Source organism: Caloramator sp. ALD01 (assembly GCF_000472625.1).
In the GTDB taxonomy this organism is placed as follows: domain Bacteria; phylum Bacillota; class Clostridia; order Clostridiales; family Caloramatoraceae; genus Thermobrachium; species Thermobrachium proteoclasticum.
Map to the genome: position 1 here is coordinate 1 of NZ_AXAA01000020.1, position 18,234 is coordinate 18,234.

Here is an 18,234-nt window from a genome sequence, read left to right on the forward strand (position 1 = left end):
TTGAAGAGGGAACTCATTACCATCTATTTTCCCTAAAGCAAATACTATATGTGCATTTGTGTCTGTTTCATTATTCATTGTAAATTCAAAGGTAAATCTCTTCATCTCGTTTGTCAAATCTGCTACTTGTGGCTCTAAATATTTTGTAAATGGCTCGCCATTTTTCTCAATTATAACCTGTATCTTCCTATTTATACTTGCTCTTGCATCAAAGCTTATTACATACGTTTTACCTTTTTCAATATTTAGTCCTTCCTGTGCCAATTGTGTTGACCAGAATTGTGTTCCTTCAAAATCAATATGAATTTTCGCTTCTCCATTTTCTACACTAAATGTTGAATATGCTCCTTCCCAATTCGCCATAAAGTGTATCCAGTTCTTTGTCCCTTCTGTAAAATCTCCATTCTTTAGCATATTGTATTTAACCTCAAGTACTACATTGTCAATATAAATATCGTGTGGCTCAGGTGGAACAGTATCATCTGTTTTTCCTAATAGGAACTTAATGTTTGCTATTTCATCTTTGTCCATTCTAAAAGTAAATTCATAGTGCTTCATCTCACTTCCCTTTGGTGCTTCAACAACTTTGCTAAAATACCTATAATATGTTGCATTATCGATTACAACTTCAATATTTCTGTTTTCTGATGCTCTAACATCAAAGGCAAGCACATACTCAACATCCTTATACAATCTGAATCCTTCTTGATTTAATAATATAGACCAAGGATTAGGACCAGCATTTCTTATAGAAATTTTTGCTTCTCCATTTTCTACTGTTATAGTAGAATCTGCACCATCACCTATATTAGGATATGGCTTCCACATTTCTAATCCCTTAGAGAAATCTCCATTTTTTAATGGATAAAGTTCTATTTTTGAATAGTCTATTGGATTTGAAGTTTTAATTAACTTAACATCATCAATATAAATATTTGAATTATTCCCTCCAAGTTTAAACATTATCTGCGACTCAAAATCACTTTCATATTGCATTTTAAAATCAATTGTATATTCCTGCATTGATTTAGTTACATTTACTGTATTGTCTGCAAGGTAATTAATGTTACCATCTTTATTTAAAAATGCTACTTTAATTGTTCTTGGTAAATCTGCTCTAACTTTAAATGTTAATCTATATTCATTATCTTTTAACAACTGAATACCTCTTTGATATAGCACAATATTTTCTGGACGAGTACCTCCATTTTTAATATCCACCTTTAATTCCCTTGTTTCTTCTAAAACTTGAGCACTTGCCTTTGCTTCATTTGCCACAAAATTCCAATAAGTCATCCTGTCAATATTTCCTTTATCAAATGTACCATTATAAATATGATTACCATCTAATAATGGTTCCTTTGGTGCATTATAATCTATTTGTGGAGCTGGTATTTCTTCAAGTCTTACATTTCCAATCCAAACAGGTTTTGTACTTAAACCTAATTGGAACTCTAAACGTGCGAATGCATCTGAGTCCTTCTGCATTTGAAATACATTTTCAAAATGCTTAACATCACTTGTAAGTTCTGCTTTAAAGTTATCCGTATAGGATGTCCATCCTCTTTCAGCACCACCGCCTATTTTTACATTAATAGTCCTACTTGTATCTGTCTTTGCATCAAAAGATAATTTATACCATCTTCCCTTTCCCATTGGAACTATTTGAATAAGCTGTACAGCATAATCCTGTGTTCCTGGAGAAGTTATATTTACCTTTGCAAAATTGCTACCATTAACTTGGTCAATAGAAACGCTACCATTACCACCAAAATCAGGTACATGAACAAAATTCCATCCTGTTCCAAATGGCAAGCTTCCATCTACATTTTCTTGAATTTCATTTTTACTAAAGTCACCATTATATACATAATTACCATCACTTGTTGGTAATTTTGAATCTTCTGGTAATGGTTCTGCTTCTACCAATGGTTCTACTGGTGTTTTATATTGTCTACCAACAAGTTCATAAACACGTACATAATCAACCTGCATTGTCTTTGGAAAGTTCGTGTTTTCATCTGGTTCTCCATCCCAGTTTCCACCTACAGCTAAATTTAAAATTATATAAAAGTTTTGGTCAAATGGGGCTGGAAAAGAAAATTTCTCGCCTGTAATAGGATCCTTTGAATACCAATTGTTTTGTACCTGATATAAATTGCCATCAACATACCATCTTATCTCACCAGGTTCCCATTCAATTGCATAGGTATGAAAATCACTGCTTATACTCTTGCCTTGAGGAAATAAATACTCTTTTCCTGTATAAGTGTTATTTGGCCAAGTTGAACCATAGTGAATTGTTCCTGCTACCTTATTAGGATTACTTCCCCAAGCCTCCATAATATCAATTTCTCCAGATGCTGCCCAACCACCATAAGTATCTTTTTCTGGTAACATCCAAATAGCTGGCCATAAACCTTTGTCTTCAGGTAGTTTAGCTCTTACTTCTATTCTTCCATATTTTTTAGAGTACTTTCCTTTTGTTTTTATCTTTCCTGAAGTATAGTTTAATGTTGTTCCAAACTGATCTGTTACATTTTCTTTTCTTGCTACAATCATCAACTTTCCATCTTTTACATATACATTATTCTTTGAATCTGTGTAATATTGTTTTTCATTATTGCCCCAACCATCAGCAATTTTGTTACCATTTGCATCTAATAATGCATTCCCTATGTCATATCCCCACTTTACTAAATCAAGCTCTTTACCATTAAACTCGTCACTCCAAACTAATTTCCAGTTATCCTTCTTAGTTTCATTTTTCATATCTGTATCCTCTTTTTTGCTATTATCTACAGTCTTTTTACTATTAGAGCCTGTATAAGCTGCATTATTTTTGTTTTCGCCAGATGAATTATTTGCATCATTCTGTTCTGTATTCTGTTCCATTGATTGTTGTTGTAAATTATCTTGCGATTCATCTTTATTTGTATCTTCCTTTTTACTACTGTCTTGAGCTACCTTTTCCTGATTGATTTGAGCCTGTGGCACATTTGATCTTTTAAACCCTAATGCCCAGTATGCAGTAAAGGATACAGCAAATAAAATAAGTAAAGTTAATAAAATAGTTTTTGATTTTTTCATACTTTCCCCCCTTGTTTAACATTTTTATTCTGAATTATCAATTTTATCTTAATATTCATTTGTTATTAATAAAAGTCGTTGTATTTTGCTTTTGGTTTCTTTATTTTAGATGGTATATTTTTCTACACAAAAAAAAATATACCCCTAAATAAAAAACATATTTTTAGGGGCACTAAATTATAAATCTATTATCTGTAAACATAGATAGGGGGAACCTTTTAATAATTTTATTTTTTATATACTAAACTTATTAACTATATCAGATAAATTATTTGCCATACTGCTTAAAGATAATGCTGTGGCTGCCACTTCTTCAGAAGAAGAAGAAAGTTCTTCTGATGAAGATGCTACTTCTTCAATAAACTCTATATTCTCTTTAGTGACTTCATTAACTAAATTTAGTCTATCTAAAACATTGTCCTTTGCTCTTTCCATATTTTTTATTTCTTCAAATGTATTTAACATCAAAGGCTCTATTTTTTGCACTGAATCCAAAATATTATCAAATACAACCACTGAATTTTCAACCATACTTATTTGTTGATTAATAAGGTTATCCACATTATTTGATGTTTCAATTACATCTATAGTATCATTTTGTATTGATTTTAAAAGTTTTGATATATCCTCTGTTGATTTTTTTGTTCTTTCTGCAAGTTTTCTTACTTCATCTGCAACAACCGCAAATCCACGTCCAGCATCTCCTGCCCTTGCTGCCTCTATAGCTGCATTTAATGACAATAGATTTGTTTGTTCTGATAATGTATTTATTACATTTGTTATTTTATTAATTTCTTTAACTGAAACATTTAAGTTATTTATCTTATCTATAACAGTTTTAAAAGCACCTCTGATTTCATTTATAGATTTTACTAAACTATTCATTTCTTCATTTCCCTCACAGGCCTTTTCTATTGCACAATAGGTTTGACTCTTTACTTCTTTAATCTTTTCATAAACATTTTCTATTTTATATGATAGTTCTGTAATTAAACTTGCTATTTCCTTAAATTGGTTTCCCTGTGATAATGAACCTTCCGATACATTTTGCATTGTTTTTGATAATTCTTGTGTTGATAGTGCCATTTCTTCAGATATAGCTGATAATTCACTTGAGTTTTTGCTTAAATTTTCAGTACTAATTTTCACATTTTTTATTAATGATGATACCTTTTCAGTCATTTCCTTTAAAAGGCTTTTCATCTTAGAAAATTCATTACTACCATCGGTTTTAATTTTAACATTAAAGTTAGCATTAGATAGCTCATATATTATATCATTTATTTCTTTAATTTCCTTTACCATAATTTTTATAATTTTTATTGAAATAAATAATAATAATATTACACCTAATACTATTATTACAATTTCCCTTATAAGTGTTAGTTTGAAGCTATATTGATTTTTTTCATAAATTTCTTTAGCTATATCTCTATTTATTTTAACTAATTCATTTATTGTATTTTGAGTCTTATTTCCTACTGTATTAAATTTAAATAAATCGTTTATTTCCTCCTTTTTTTCCATAGTTTCATTATACTGTTGCCAAACCTTCATATAATCTGAAATATCATTTTTTAGCTGTGCTATTAATTGTTTCTCTTCATATGTACACGGTTTCTTTTCATATTCACTTATTTTACTCATAATATCCTTATATAAATTTTGAACGTTAATATTGTAATTTTTATCATATTCCTTAAACACATTTAATCTAAAGGCCTTATAAGCGTTTATTCTCATCTCAAAAAAAGAACTATTTATATTCTGTATGTAATCTGTTGGCATTACTATATCACTATACATACTAAATAGTGCATTATTTGTATTGTTTAAGTTTCTTAATCCCTCCATTGATGTTATTAATGAAGTTATGATTGCAATAATAACTAAGACATTTAAGAGTAATTTTATTGATAAAATGCTCCTGATTTTTAACTTATTTATTAGTGGTTTCTTACCTAACTTTTCTAACATTCAGATTCATCCCCCTAATGATAAATTTAAAATACAATAAATGAAAAATATTTTACTTGAGTTTAAATATATTTTAAAACTAAATTAACTTTTTATAGCTATTCTAATATTATTATAATAATGTAATTTTTTAAGTTTTAGTGTCTATATTTTGTTTTTGGTGTGTTTTTTTCTGAATTTATAGAATGTTAGAAAAATAAAAAGCCATATAGAGCATCCCATATGGCACAAAAATCCTACTTAAATTTTAAGGCATACACTTTTTGCCTATATTCTATTGGTGAAATACCCTCCATCTCCTTAAATATTTTTGCAAACTGTTTTGAATTCTTATAACCAACTTTTTCACCAACTTCATATATTTTATAGTCATTATCTTCAAGAAGTTTTTTAGCTTCTTCTATCCTTATCTTTTTTAAGTAGTCAACAAAATTAAGTCCAATATATTCTTTAAATATCTGTGAAAAATATGAATAATTTAAAGAAACATAATTAGATACCATAGCCATATTTATATCTTTATAATAGTTTTCGTGAATATACTTGATAGCCTTTTCTATATATATGTTGTCAGTATAAGCTAATTTCTTTTGATTAATGTATTCATTTAATTTAAGTATTAAATTTTCAAGTGTCCTATAATACTCATGAAAACTTAAATAGCTATATATGTCTTCTATCATTTTATATTCTTTAAATTCTTCATAAAAATCTCTATCTAAATTTGTTATAAAGCTTTTTATAATTCCACTTATTTCTTTATTTACTTCTTCAATATAACTAATTTTGTATTTTAATATTTCATTTATATCAAATATTTCTCTTAAACAACTTTTTATATCCTCTTCTCTATCGGTTCCTATCATATTATTTAGCTTTTTTATTTTATTTATAGGAATTATATAATTATCCATTCTATTTTTTATATCTGAATATCTTATAACTTGTTGGTTTGCATATAAAAATATATACTTTAATGATTCAATTGCTTCATAGTATTTATCCCTAAATTCCCCTAAATAACTACTTTCTTCACTTATTCCTAAGTTTATTGTTATATGACACTGTTCAAATTTTAAAATAATATATCTATGTAACTCAATATTATTACATATAACAACTGCCCTACCGTCCTTATCCAAAAATACAGCAAACTCCTCATTTAAACCTCTTTTATACTCAGATAGCATTTCTTTTAATTTTTTTAATACTTCTTTAGTATCTATTTGACAATTATTACATTTAACTTTGTCTATAACATATATATAATACTTGTCTTTGAAAACGTCTAAGTTTATTTTTTTACATAGTTCATTTACATCATCTTTTCTTAGATTAGAATTTAATAAAATATAATTTACTTGGGAATTAAAAAATTCATCTGCATTTTTATTTGTTTTATTAAAACTATTTTCTTTATTTCTTGTCTCTTTCTCTATCCTATCAATTGCATCATAAAGTTGGTTTCTTTTAATTGGCTTTAATAAATAATCCTTTGCTCCATTTCTTAAGGCGTGGGTTGCATAATTAAAATCATCATACCCACTTAAAATAATAATATTAGTTTCTATATTATTATTATGTAAATTACTTATTAAGGTTAATCCATCCATAACAGGCATTCTTATATCTGTTATCAATATATCTATATTATTCTCTTTATAATAGTTCAATGCTTCTTGTCCATTTGATGCAAGAAGTATCTCATAAACATTAGGGTATTTATTTTCTATCATAGCTTTTATACCTTGTCGAATATTCTTTTCGTCGTCAACTACTAATATTTTTTTCATAGCTATTTAAACCTCCTGAGAGTATCAGCAAAGGTAATTTTACAGTAACTACTGTAAAAATCCCTTCCTTACTTTCAATACATATGCCATATTCTTTACCATAGTATAACTTTATTCTCTGATTAACATTTCTTAAACCTAAACCACTATTTTTCGTATTGCCAAACGTTTTATCTTTATTTAAATACCTACTATTAAATGTTTCATCATCTAAATTTATTTTATAGTTTATTTCTTGTAATTTATTTTCATCTATACCTCTACCATAATCCTTAATAACAATAACCACATTATTTAAACCTATATATGCACTTATCTCAATAGTAAATTGTTCATCTTCCTTTATTCCATACTTAACTGCATTTTCAACTATTGGTTGTAGAGACATTTTTAATATTTCCTGTTCATAAACTGATTCATCAATATTTATAACTAAATTAATTTTATTATCAAATCTAATATTCATTAAAGCGATATAATTTTTAATATGTTCTATTTCATCCTTTAATAATACATATTCACTCGTCCACTTCATATTGTATCTCATCATATCCCCAAGGGAAGTTAATGCATCAGATATTTCGTATTTTCCATCTATTTCTGCAAGCATTTTAATATTTTCTAAGGTATTATATAAAAAGTGTGAATCAATTTGATTTTGCAAAGCTCTTAGTTCTGCTTCCTTTGTAACAGCCTTTTTATTAACCGATTCTGCAATAAGTTCATTTATTTTATCTAACAATCTTCTAATGTGATGAGCAAGCTCACCTATTTCTCTACTGCCTCTAACATCAATATCAATATCAAATTCTCCCTTTCTTATTCTTTTAACAGAATGGATTAGTGCATTTAATTTTTTTAATACAATTGAATTAATAAAATTAGTTATAATAGATAAAATAACTGTTAAAAAAATAGTAATAAATATAATATAGTTTCTCATTCGAGATATTTTTGTAAAAATTTCTTTTAAAGATATTATTGAAACTATATATGAATCAATTTCTTCAACATAAGAATAAATAACATATATAGATTTATTTTCATTATCTAAAAAAAAGCTCCCCCTATTTTGGTTTATTTTCTTATTTAGCTCATTACTTATATATGTAATCTCAAGCTTGTTCTGCTTAAAGAAATCATTTTGTAAATCCATATAAATATTTCTCTTGTTATCTATTAACAAAATTTGAGACTGAGGGCTTGGAGTTTTTGCATACATTTTAGGAAAAAAATTCTTCAAGAGCATATCCACTTCTATAACACCTATGTGTTCATCCTCTGGATAATTTACTTCTCTTAGAAGCATTATTTTAGCAGAATTTTCAGGAATAGCATTATATTTTCTATCAACAACTTCATCATCCTTATCTTGAAAATACCAAAGCGTTCTTCCATTTAATTCGTTAGTTTTTTTAAACCATAATTTATTTTTAACCCTTGACTCATTAAAAACTATAGGCCAAATTTCATTTATATATGAATTATTAGTAAATAATCTTATGTGTTCAATATTTGGATTACTATTTTGTAATCTTAATATATTTGCTACACCATTAAAATTAAAATCTATTAGTTCATCAGTAGTAGACTCTTTTCTATTTTTTATAAAATCTATAAATTTCTTATCTGAAATAACCATTTGAGCCACATTTTCCATAGTATTTATATTTTTTAATATTCCTACCTTTTCTATCTCTAATAGATATTCATAATTTTTAATAGCATCACTTATTGCATTATCCTTAAACCTCTTAAAAAATATAAAGGAAAATATAATAATAGGGATAAGAATTACCAATATATATGATAAAACCAATTTATTTTGTAGAGATAAATTATCATACCATTCTATTAAATTCCTCTTCTTTTCTCTTATTGTTGAAATTAATGGTTCCAATATAACACCACTTTCATAACATATTTTGTTAAAATTATAAAATTCTATAATAAAAACGTAAATATATTTAATGAAACGGCTAAAAACCCAGTTTTGCTGGGTTTTTAACCGTTTATTATTTAATTATTTTTCTATCTTCTTCTTGTTTTCTTGATATTTTTGTTCTTGATATTTTAATACTTTATCATATCCATATTGTTTTCTCTTTTCTAAGAATTCGTTGAATAATTTATCAAATTCTTCATCTGATTTAGCTAACAATAATTTTGGTAGTGTTTTACCCCATTCCATTGCTATCTTATTAGCCGCGATACCTTCATCTGAGTCTCCTGTTGGATTTATGCCATCAAATACAGCATAGCTTACAGTCTTACCCTTTGTCCAATCCTCTAATTGCTTCATTGGCTCTGCTGTTGGAGGAGCCCATTGAAGCATCATATTTGTATCCATAAGCATCCAGAATGTATAAGCTGCACCATATTTTTTATCAAATGCTGCTCTATCCTTGTTTAGTAAATCTAATACTTCTGGTTTAAATTGGTCTTTTCCATCAATAGTGTCATAAGTTACTCCCTTTTCTCCTAAGTATAAATCCTTTTGACCTTCTTCACTAATTAAGTAGCTTAAGAATTTAATAGCTCTTGCTTTATCCTTACAATCCTTTGAAATTAATGTAATTGTCCAACCTGATAATCCGTCACCAGCAAGCTTTGGTGCATCAAGATTTGAATTGGCTGGTCCATCAACTGCTATATAAACAGAGTTTGGATCTTTAGCATAAAGTGCTTGGTTTTGTGCTGCAAAGTCGCTTCTTTGGAATAGCATTGCAAAATATCTTCCTTGTGCTATCTTTTCTTCCATTTGAGCTCTCTTATCTACAAATATATCCCTAGCAAGAAGTCCCATCTCATTAGCCTTTCTAAATGTCTTTAACCATTTAACATATTCAGGATCAGTCATTCTATCATAAAGCTTTCCATCCTTTTCTTTTGGAATTGCAAGGAAGTTTTGTAGATATTCTTCTAATGAATAGTTTCCTGTTTCAGTAAACTCATGCAATCCAAGAGGTATTAATGGTTGTCCATTTACTGTTGGGAACTTTTCCTTTGCCATCTTTAATGCGTTTAAGAAGCCTTCTGGTGTCCTCATATCTGGTTTTCCAAGTGCTTCATATATATCTTTTCTTACTACAAATGTTTGATTTGATGGCTTTAATTCCTTATATTTATCAAAATCCTTTGGTGATGAAGATGCATTAGGATAACCATATACGTGTCCATCTGGTTGTCTATACCATTCTAACTTTATTGGGTCTGCAACCTTAAAGAAATATGGATCATATTGCTTAGCAAGTTCATCTAAAGGTAAAACTAATCCACCTTCTATCATCTTTTTAACGCCGTCTTCCCACCAACCAAGAGTTATAAAATCAGGTAGTTTACCTGAAGCAATCATTGTGTTTAGTTTTTCATTTTCATTTCCTGCTGGAACAATAAAGTTAATGTTTACGCCTGTCTTCTTTGTAACATATTGTGAAGTTAAATCAACCCCCCACTTATTTGGGAACCATGAAAAGTTTAGATACCAATCAAATGTAATTGGTTTGTCAGCGTCCTGCTTCCATCCTGGAGTGTCTGATGACACAGTTGTGTCGTTACTTGTTTCTGTAGTTTTCTCTTCTTTTTTACCACAACCTGCAAAAACTGTTGCAGTCATTAAGATTGCTAAAAGAAGAGATAGTACTTTTGTTAGTTTTGTTTTTTTCATTTTAATCCCCCTTCTTCTTTTTATTATATCTTTGCTTAAAGCAAAGAATTTTAACAAACAACAAACATCATCAACCTTTTACTGAACCTATCATCATACCCTTAACAAAATACTTTTGTAGAAATGGATATACGCATACAATAGGAAATGTTGTAACAACCATTGTTGCAAGTTTGATAGATTGGCTTGTTACTGTTCTTGTTACAATTCCGCCAGGTGCAGCCTGCATAGCTGTATTGCTACCTGCTTGTGCAACTATTCTATATAAATATGTTTGTATTGGTTGAAGGTCCGGATTGTTTATAAAAATCATTCCTGTAAAGTAATCATTCCATTGATATACTCCATGGAAAAGTGCTATTGTCGCAATAACTGGTAGAGATACAGGTAATATAACCTTTAAAAATATAACAAAATCATTTGCTCCATCGATTCTTGCTGCCTCTTCTAAGCTTGATGGTATTTCCCTAAAGAAAGCCATAAATATTATTGCATCATAAAAACTAAACATCGCAGGTATAATGTAAACTATAAATTTATCTAAAAAGCCTAAGTTCTTAAGTAATAAATAATATGGTATTAATCCTCCACCGAAAAATAATGTAATTGTACCTAATGTCATATAAAATTTTCTTCCTATTAAATCCCTTTTAGACAGTGCATAAGCTACCATAGCTGTAAAAAATACGTGCACTATTGTTCCTATAACTGTCTTTGCTACTGTAATCCACATAGCCTTTGCTATACCTGGACTTGAGAAAACTACTTTATAACTATCTAAGCTAAATTTTCTTGGCCACCAGTAGATTCCACCCCTCATTGCATCCATACCATCATTAAATGAATTAACTATCACATACCAAATCGGATATAATGTTAAAAAACAAATTATGAGCATTATAAGTACGTTTATAGTATCAAATACTTTTTCGCCGGTTGTTCTTCTTTTTAGTATATTAATCTTCATATTTTCCCCCCTAAAACAAAGATGTATCGTTGAGTTTCTTAGATACATAATTTGCTGATAGAAGTAGTAGGAATGCTATCACTGATTTTACTAATCCTACAGCTGTTGCATAAGAATATCTGCCAAGTTGAAGACCCATTCTATAGACATATATATCTATAACATCACTTGCACTGGCGTTTAACGAATTCCTTAAAACTAAAATTTGATCAAAATTTGAATTTAAAATACCACTTACCGCTAAAATAAACAAAATTGTTATAGTTGGTTTTATTGCTGGTAGTGTTATGTATATCATTCTATGTATTCTGCTTGCTCCATCTATAGTTGCTGCTTCATACATTTCAGGGTCTACTCCTGCTATTGCAGCTAAATATATTATTGCCGACCACCCTAATTCCTTCCATATATCAGACAAAACTACTATACCCCAAAAATACTTAGGTTCTGCTAAATAATTAACAGGCTCCTTTATAATATTCATTTTCATTAATATTTCATTTATTATACCAACATCTGATAACCAAGTTGTTAATATGCCACCTAAAACAACCCAAGACAAAAAGTGAGGTAAATATGATATTGTCTGTACAGCCCTTTTGAACTTTACTGAAGTTAATTCATTTAAAAAGAGTGCAAAAATAATTGGGAGTGGAAAACCTATTAATAACTTTAGTGCACTAATTCCAACAGTATTTTTTACAACATTATAAAACTCTGGATCTGTCAAAAAATCTTTAAAGTTTTGTAATCCTACCCACGGTGCTTTAGATATTGGCTTTATAATACTGTACCTTTTAAACGCTATAACAAGTCCATACATTGGCAAATAGTTGAAAATAATCATCCATATAACTCCAAGAAGAGCCATAACCTGCAAATACTTCTGAGATAAAAATTTACTTAATATTTTGTTCGGTTTATTTTTTTTTACGACAACATTGCTGCTTAATTTAACATCCATCGTCTTACCTTCCTCCATACCTAAAACATTCGAATTTTCTTATTTTTCTATATTTATTTTACTCTATGAATTTTTCCATTTTAAGGTATGGTTTTTTATATGAGGTGCATTTTTTTTGGATATGGTCTTACTTATTGAAAGTACTGTCAATGAAAGAAAGGACAGGAATTCAAACTGAATACCCGCCCTAAAGATTTAGAAAGTGCTTTTAATTAAGCAAGTTCTACAACTATATTGTGAAGCTTATTAATATCTAATGATTCTATAACCTTTCTTTCTATCACTGCTTTATTTCCACATATACTGCATTCTACTTTATTTCCATTTATGCTTACAGATACTATTTTATATTGTCCATAGTTTAATTTGATCCTATTAATGTATTGAACCCTTATACTTCTTTCAGCAAATAGTGCAATAACAGAGGCTTTGCCTTCATTATCAAACTGTTTATCTATTAATTTTGGTTCTAATACTAAATCTCCAAGTTCGCCCTTAACTCCAAACATCTCTGTAAGCACAGTTAATAATAGCCAACTTGCTGAACCTGTAAGGTAATGGTACATACCCCTTCCCTTTTCGTTTATATACTCAGGTATACCAGGATATATTCTGCTCTTTTCAAAATTCATACAATGCGAATATATAGAATTAATCACCTCATATCCTGCCTCTACATATCCTCTCTTGTAAAGAGCATTTCCATACATTACTGCCATATGGCTAAACATCGCACCATTTTCCTTATGTCCAAAGGCAAAACCAAAAAGCCTTCCTAAATCTTTTTTAACTTCGTGATAATTAGTATTTAATCTATATCCTCCTACTTTATCATCCTTCAAATATTTGTTGGCTGATTTTATTATCTTTTCTATTTGTTCATCAGTAGCTGTTCCACCCATTGTAGTAAATACTTGGCTTGTTAAATTCATTCTTGTACCATTTGGATGGTCTCCTTCAACTCTATTACCTGAATTATCATAATAACCATTGAACCACTCATAACCTTCAGAGTTTTTAATCCACTCATTATTTCTAATATGATTGATTATCCAATTTCCTTTTCTTTCTAAATCATTGATAATTCATCTATTGATACATTAACTTTTCTTCCTGATATTTTACTCTTACAGCTATTAAAATACTTATTTAATAGATTAACCTTATCCTCAACAGAATCATAATTTATAGGTGAACTCAATGAATCAAGTAGTAATAACATTTCTTCTGCCAGTTCTATTTCATTAACAGAGTATCTTTTCTTTAGTTCCTTTAATATTTTCGCAAACTCAATCAAATTGCTTCCATATAGAGCAGTGAACGCAACACTCTCTCCCCTTTCAGGTGCCATATCTAAACCATCATTCCAATCTGCACCCTCAAGCCTAATATTATTATGCATTCCAACATTAAAGAACGGAGTAAGATGTTGAATCAAAATATGTTCTAAAATTGTTCCTTTATAAGTTTTTCCTTCAAAGGTTTTTAATTTGTTACCTTCTTCAATCGTCCAAGTTTCATCAAAATCAGAACATCTGCTGGCAAGTCTATCCTTGAAGTATTCCTGTTCTTCTAATAAGAAGTTTAAATCCCCACTTAAATCTAAATATAATTTTGTAGTAAGGAAAGGCCACGCTCCGTGATCCATCCATATTCTTGCTATATTATTTCTATCTGCAATAAATTCACCAGGTTTTGAACCAATTATAGTAGCATTACTTCCATCTATTCTAACACCAGCATAATTATTATATAGAAGTTTTCTTACTTCATCTGGTTCCATCATAAGTAGTGCAAGACAATCCTGCCATAAGTCTCTCCATCCTCTTCCGCCTCTTCCATAGTCGTGGTGAGGTAGGAATGAACAACCATATATTCTTCTTAAAATTGGTTGTAGATTAATCCACTTCATCCACTTATCAAATTTTTCATCACCTGTCTCAAATTCTGGCCTTTTTAATTTGTTATCCCAATATTTTTTACACTCATCTAAAGCTCTATCAATCTTTTCTAAGCTTCCATATTTACTTATAAGCACTCTATTTTCTGTTTCATCACCATCTTCATTTATAGCCATCATTACTATAAATGTCTTAGTTTCCCCTGCTAAAAGTTCTACTTCTTTAAACCTTATAGCACCTATTGCTTCATATCCTTCAAACATATCACCAGGCTTAGCATATGGCTCTTTATTACAAAATACTGCTTCAGGGCACTCTAAATTTCCACCTTCTCCAATGAACTCTTCAACCTCTGGAAAAAATCCTATTGGATTTTCACCATTTTCTTCAACACCAAGTACAGAATAGATAACATTATTAATTTTATGTCCTCTTTCGTCAAAGGAAAGTGTAGGTTTTACTACTACACCATTATCAGTTGTTTTAATTCTATGAAGAAGTGAAGTAACGTGTCTGTGGTCTCTTAAATTGTCTGCTGAACGTCCATATATAGGAATTGCGGCAGTTGGAACTATTGTTTTAGTATCTTCTCCTGTATTTGTAATACTAACCTTCATAAGTTCTACCTTATGATTGTCAGCAGGTGCAAAATTTAAAACCTCTGCCTTTATTCCTAAATCACTATTTTCCCTTGTTATCTTGTGCCATAAAAAACCCGCTTCTAATTTAACTTTTTCAGGAGAATTTTCTCTAAAGGTATATCCTATCTGCATTGGTGAATTTCCACTAACTGACCAAGGTCCATATCCTTTTATGTTAATCCAAAAATTTCTTGAGCTTCTTGTATTGTGTAAATCCTCCGCTGATACAGGAAGTAAAAGAAAAGTATTCTGACCTGACTTAATATCTCCATTTAATGTAGGTGTAATGGATGACATTAAACCAGCTTCATTTGCAATAGGAAAATATAGATAACTGCTTTTTTGAGGATCCTCAAGTTCAAATTCACCATTTTCATTTATAAATTCCCAATATTTAACTTTATCCACAACAATAAACCTCCTTGATTTTTCATTGCTAATTACTTGTTTTAACCATACTTATTCCTTTAACCCATTGTTTTTAATAACATCTCCATACCAATATGCACTGTCTTTTATAATTCTGTTTTGGTTAGTATAGTCTACATACACAATTCCAAATCTCTTTGCATAGCCTTCAGCCCATTCAAAGTTATCTAAAAATGACCATAGATAATATCCCTTAACATTTACTCCATCTGAAATTGCTCTATATACTTCCTTTAAGTGCTCATTTAGATAGAAAATTCTATAGTCATCTATTACCCTACCATTAGAATTAACTATATCGTTAAAGGCAGCTCCATTTTCTGTAATTAATATTTCTATACCATCATAGTTTTGATGCAAGTAATTAAGCATATCATATAAACCTTTAGGATATATTTCCCATCCCATATCAGTTTTAGGATTGTCTAACTCTACTCCTGAAGCCTTCAAAGGATAAGATGCCTCATCATATTTAACAACACTTCTTGTATAATAATTTATACCCAAAAAGTCTATTTTTTCATTTATAATCTCCATATCCTCTTCAGGAAGTTCAGGTAAAAGATTTTGTTCTCTATAAAGCTTAACCATATCTTCAGGGTATTTGCCCTTTAATACTGGATCTAAAAACCATCTATTTACAAATCCATCATTAATTTTTGCTGCTAATATATCCTTTTCGTCATTTGTATATGGATATGATGTTAATAGGTTTAATGTTATACCTATTTTGCCCTTTAAATCCATACTTCTATAAAGCCTTACAACTTTTCCGTGTGATAAAAGTACATTATGGGCAACCTGTAATGCCATTTTATAATCCTTAATTCCTGGTGCGTGTATTCCCCAAGCATAACCCAACATCGAAACTACCCAAGGCTCATTATGGGTAATCCATATAGGCACTAAATCCCCAAATTCCTTAAACATAAACTCAGCATATTCAACAAAATAATCTACTACTTTCCTATTTGCCCATCCTCCCATATCTTGAAGATGTTGTGGCAAGTCCCAATGGTATAAGGTTACTGCTGGCTGTATACCTTTGCTTATTAAAGTATTTATAAGTTTTTTATAAAATTCCACTCCCTTTTGATTTACCTCTCCATATCCCTTTGGAAAGATTCTTGCCCACGAAATTGAAAGTCTATAATTATTTATACCTAATTGTTCTAATATCTCTATATCCTTTTCATATAAGTGATAATGATCACAGGCTACATTACCATTATGGTTTTTATATATATTACCTGGAATAGAAGTAAATCTATCCCATATATTTTCACCCTTGCCGTCTTCATTGTAGGCACCTTCAATTTGATATGAGGATGTTGCTACTCCCCATATAAAATCCTTTGGAAAATTATATTTCGCCATACTTACCTCCTATTTTTTACTTATAAATTTGGCAAGTAACTCCTATGTCTGGTTACTTGCCTAATCAGCATATATTACTCCATTATTAGCGTCATTATAGAATGTTTAATGCTATTACACTTTACAAATTTGTCATTTAAATTTAGATTAAAATCCACATCTTCATCTGATTTATTCATAACTATAACAACAACTTTTCCGTCTAAATTTTTAAAGGCTGTAACCTCTAAATTTTCGTAAGGATTAACAAAACCTATTCTCTTTGCTCCTCTTTTTATAAACCTGCTAAAATGACCTATATAATAGTAGGAACTTTGGTAATATACCTTATCATTTTGTGTATCTACTATGATTGGAGCATCACAGTAATTACCAACGTGATTAGGTCCTCCCTGTGTATCTAATATTAAATTCCAATCAACCCAACCGACTGTATGATTATTCAAATCTCCAATTATGTTATGTCCATACCTTTCACCGACATTCCAATCTCCTAATTTAACTCCACCTTCTTGGCATCCTTCTGTAAATAGAAGTTTCTTATCTGGAAAATCCCTGTGTGTCTTTTCAAGATTTTTAAATTGGTCACCTGAATACCAGTGGAATCCAACACCCCATATATATTTTGAAGCCTCTTTATCAGATAAAATAACCTTTGCTCTTTCATACAATAGGTCTCTATTATGGTCCCAAACAATGACCTTTATATCCTCTAAACCCTCTTTACATAAAGTTGGCCCTAAATGATATTTAACAAAATCCCTCTCCTCTTCTGCTGTATACCTACAGGAATCCCAAACTTGGGTTGCCTCTGGTTCATTTTGAACTGTAATGCCCCAAATATCTATTCCTTCCTGTTTCATTGCCTTTATATATTTTGCAAAGTAAAGAGCCCAAGCATCCTTATACTCATCCTTTAGCTTACCACCGTTGTTCATTTCACCATTTGTCTTCATCCAAGCAGGTGGGCTCCAAGGAGAAGAAAATATTCTAATCTCCTCCTTAGAAACATCCTTTGCTTCTTTAATAAACGGAATAACGTATTTTCTTTCCCTTTCAATATTAAAGCTATTAAGCTCTACATCATATTCTTCTACATAATCGTAGTTACCTAATGAAAAGTCACAGCTATTTATATGGGTTCTGCAGAGGTTATATCCGTTTCCATCTTCATCACTAAAATATGCCTTTAATATTTCTTTTCTATTTTGCTCTCCTAATTTGTAGAAGTTATATGCAGCAGCTTCAGTAAAAGCTCCACCAAACCCTTCTATAGTTTGAAATGTTTCATCCTCAAAAACCTCAATAGCCTTATCACAAGTTTCATTTAACTCTAATGATTTCGTTCCTTTAAAGGTTAACCTATCATCGGTATCCCTTGCTGTTAAATAAACTTTAAACTCCCTTTTCATTTTTACCTCCATAAAA

Annotated in this window: 11 protein-coding genes; all 11 read right to left on the minus strand. The window is 29.8% G+C overall.

All coding sequences use genetic code 11. The features are described from left to right. Positions 1-3,090, minus strand: a 3,090-nt coding sequence (locus A3M9_RS0108740; RefSeq protein WP_027308897.1) for a carbohydrate binding domain-containing protein, incomplete at its 3' end; no start/stop codon positions are given. A gap of 234 nt (positions 3,091-3,324) precedes the next feature. Further along, entirely contained in the window at positions 3,325-5,067 is a 1,743-nt protein-coding gene (locus tag A3M9_RS13540) for a methyl-accepting chemotaxis protein (RefSeq protein ID WP_027308898.1), read from the minus strand. A 236-nt stretch (positions 5,068-5,303) separates the two neighbouring features. Then, on the minus strand, positions 5,304-6,860 hold the full coding sequence (locus A3M9_RS0108750) for a response regulator (RefSeq protein WP_027308899.1): 1,557 nt from the start codon (positions 6,858-6,860) through the stop codon (positions 5,304-5,306). Next, positions 6,838-8,760 carry a histidine kinase gene (locus A3M9_RS0108755; RefSeq protein WP_084424735.1) on the minus strand — a complete coding sequence of 641 codons (1,923 nt, stop codon included), beginning with the start codon at positions 8,758-8,760 and terminating at the stop codon, positions 6,838-6,840. Before A3M9_RS0108755 ends, A3M9_RS0108750 begins: the two co-directional genes overlap by 23 nt. A 123-nt stretch (positions 8,761-8,883) precedes the next feature. Next, complete coding sequence (locus A3M9_RS0108760; RefSeq protein WP_027308901.1) at positions 8,884-10,527, minus strand: extracellular solute-binding protein; 1,644 nt, start codon at positions 10,525-10,527, stop codon at positions 8,884-8,886. 70 nt (positions 10,528-10,597) lie between these two features. Then, positions 10,598-11,494, minus strand: a complete 897-nt coding sequence (locus A3M9_RS0108765; RefSeq protein WP_198011958.1) for a carbohydrate ABC transporter permease — start codon at positions 11,492-11,494, stop codon at positions 10,598-10,600. 10 nt (positions 11,495-11,504) lie between these two features. Continuing rightward, complete coding sequence (locus A3M9_RS0108770; protein ID WP_027308903.1) at positions 11,505-12,458, minus strand: sugar ABC transporter permease; 954 nt, start codon at positions 12,456-12,458, stop codon at positions 11,505-11,507. Positions 12,459-12,670: 212 nt separating this feature from the next. Further along, complete coding sequence (locus tag A3M9_RS15065; protein ID WP_370882856.1) at positions 12,671-13,543, minus strand: GH36-type glycosyl hydrolase domain-containing protein; 873 nt, start codon at positions 13,541-13,543, stop codon at positions 12,671-12,673. Continuing rightward, entirely contained in the window at positions 13,528-15,408 is a 1,881-nt protein-coding gene (locus tag A3M9_RS13545; RefSeq protein WP_370882855.1) for a hypothetical protein, read from the minus strand. The genes A3M9_RS15065 and A3M9_RS13545 overlap by 16 nt, the downstream gene beginning before the upstream one ends. Before the next feature lie 51 nt (positions 15,409-15,459). Next, positions 15,460-16,806, minus strand: a complete 1,347-nt coding sequence (locus A3M9_RS0108780) for a GH1 family beta-glucosidase (RefSeq protein WP_027308904.1) — start codon at positions 16,804-16,806, stop codon at positions 15,460-15,462. Between the two features lie 74 nt (positions 16,807-16,880). Further along, positions 16,881-18,218, minus strand: coding sequence for a glycoside hydrolase family 30 beta sandwich domain-containing protein (locus tag A3M9_RS0108785; RefSeq protein WP_027308905.1), 1,338 nt, complete (start codon positions 18,216-18,218; stop codon positions 16,881-16,883). Between the last annotated feature and the right edge of the window lie 16 nt (positions 18,219-18,234).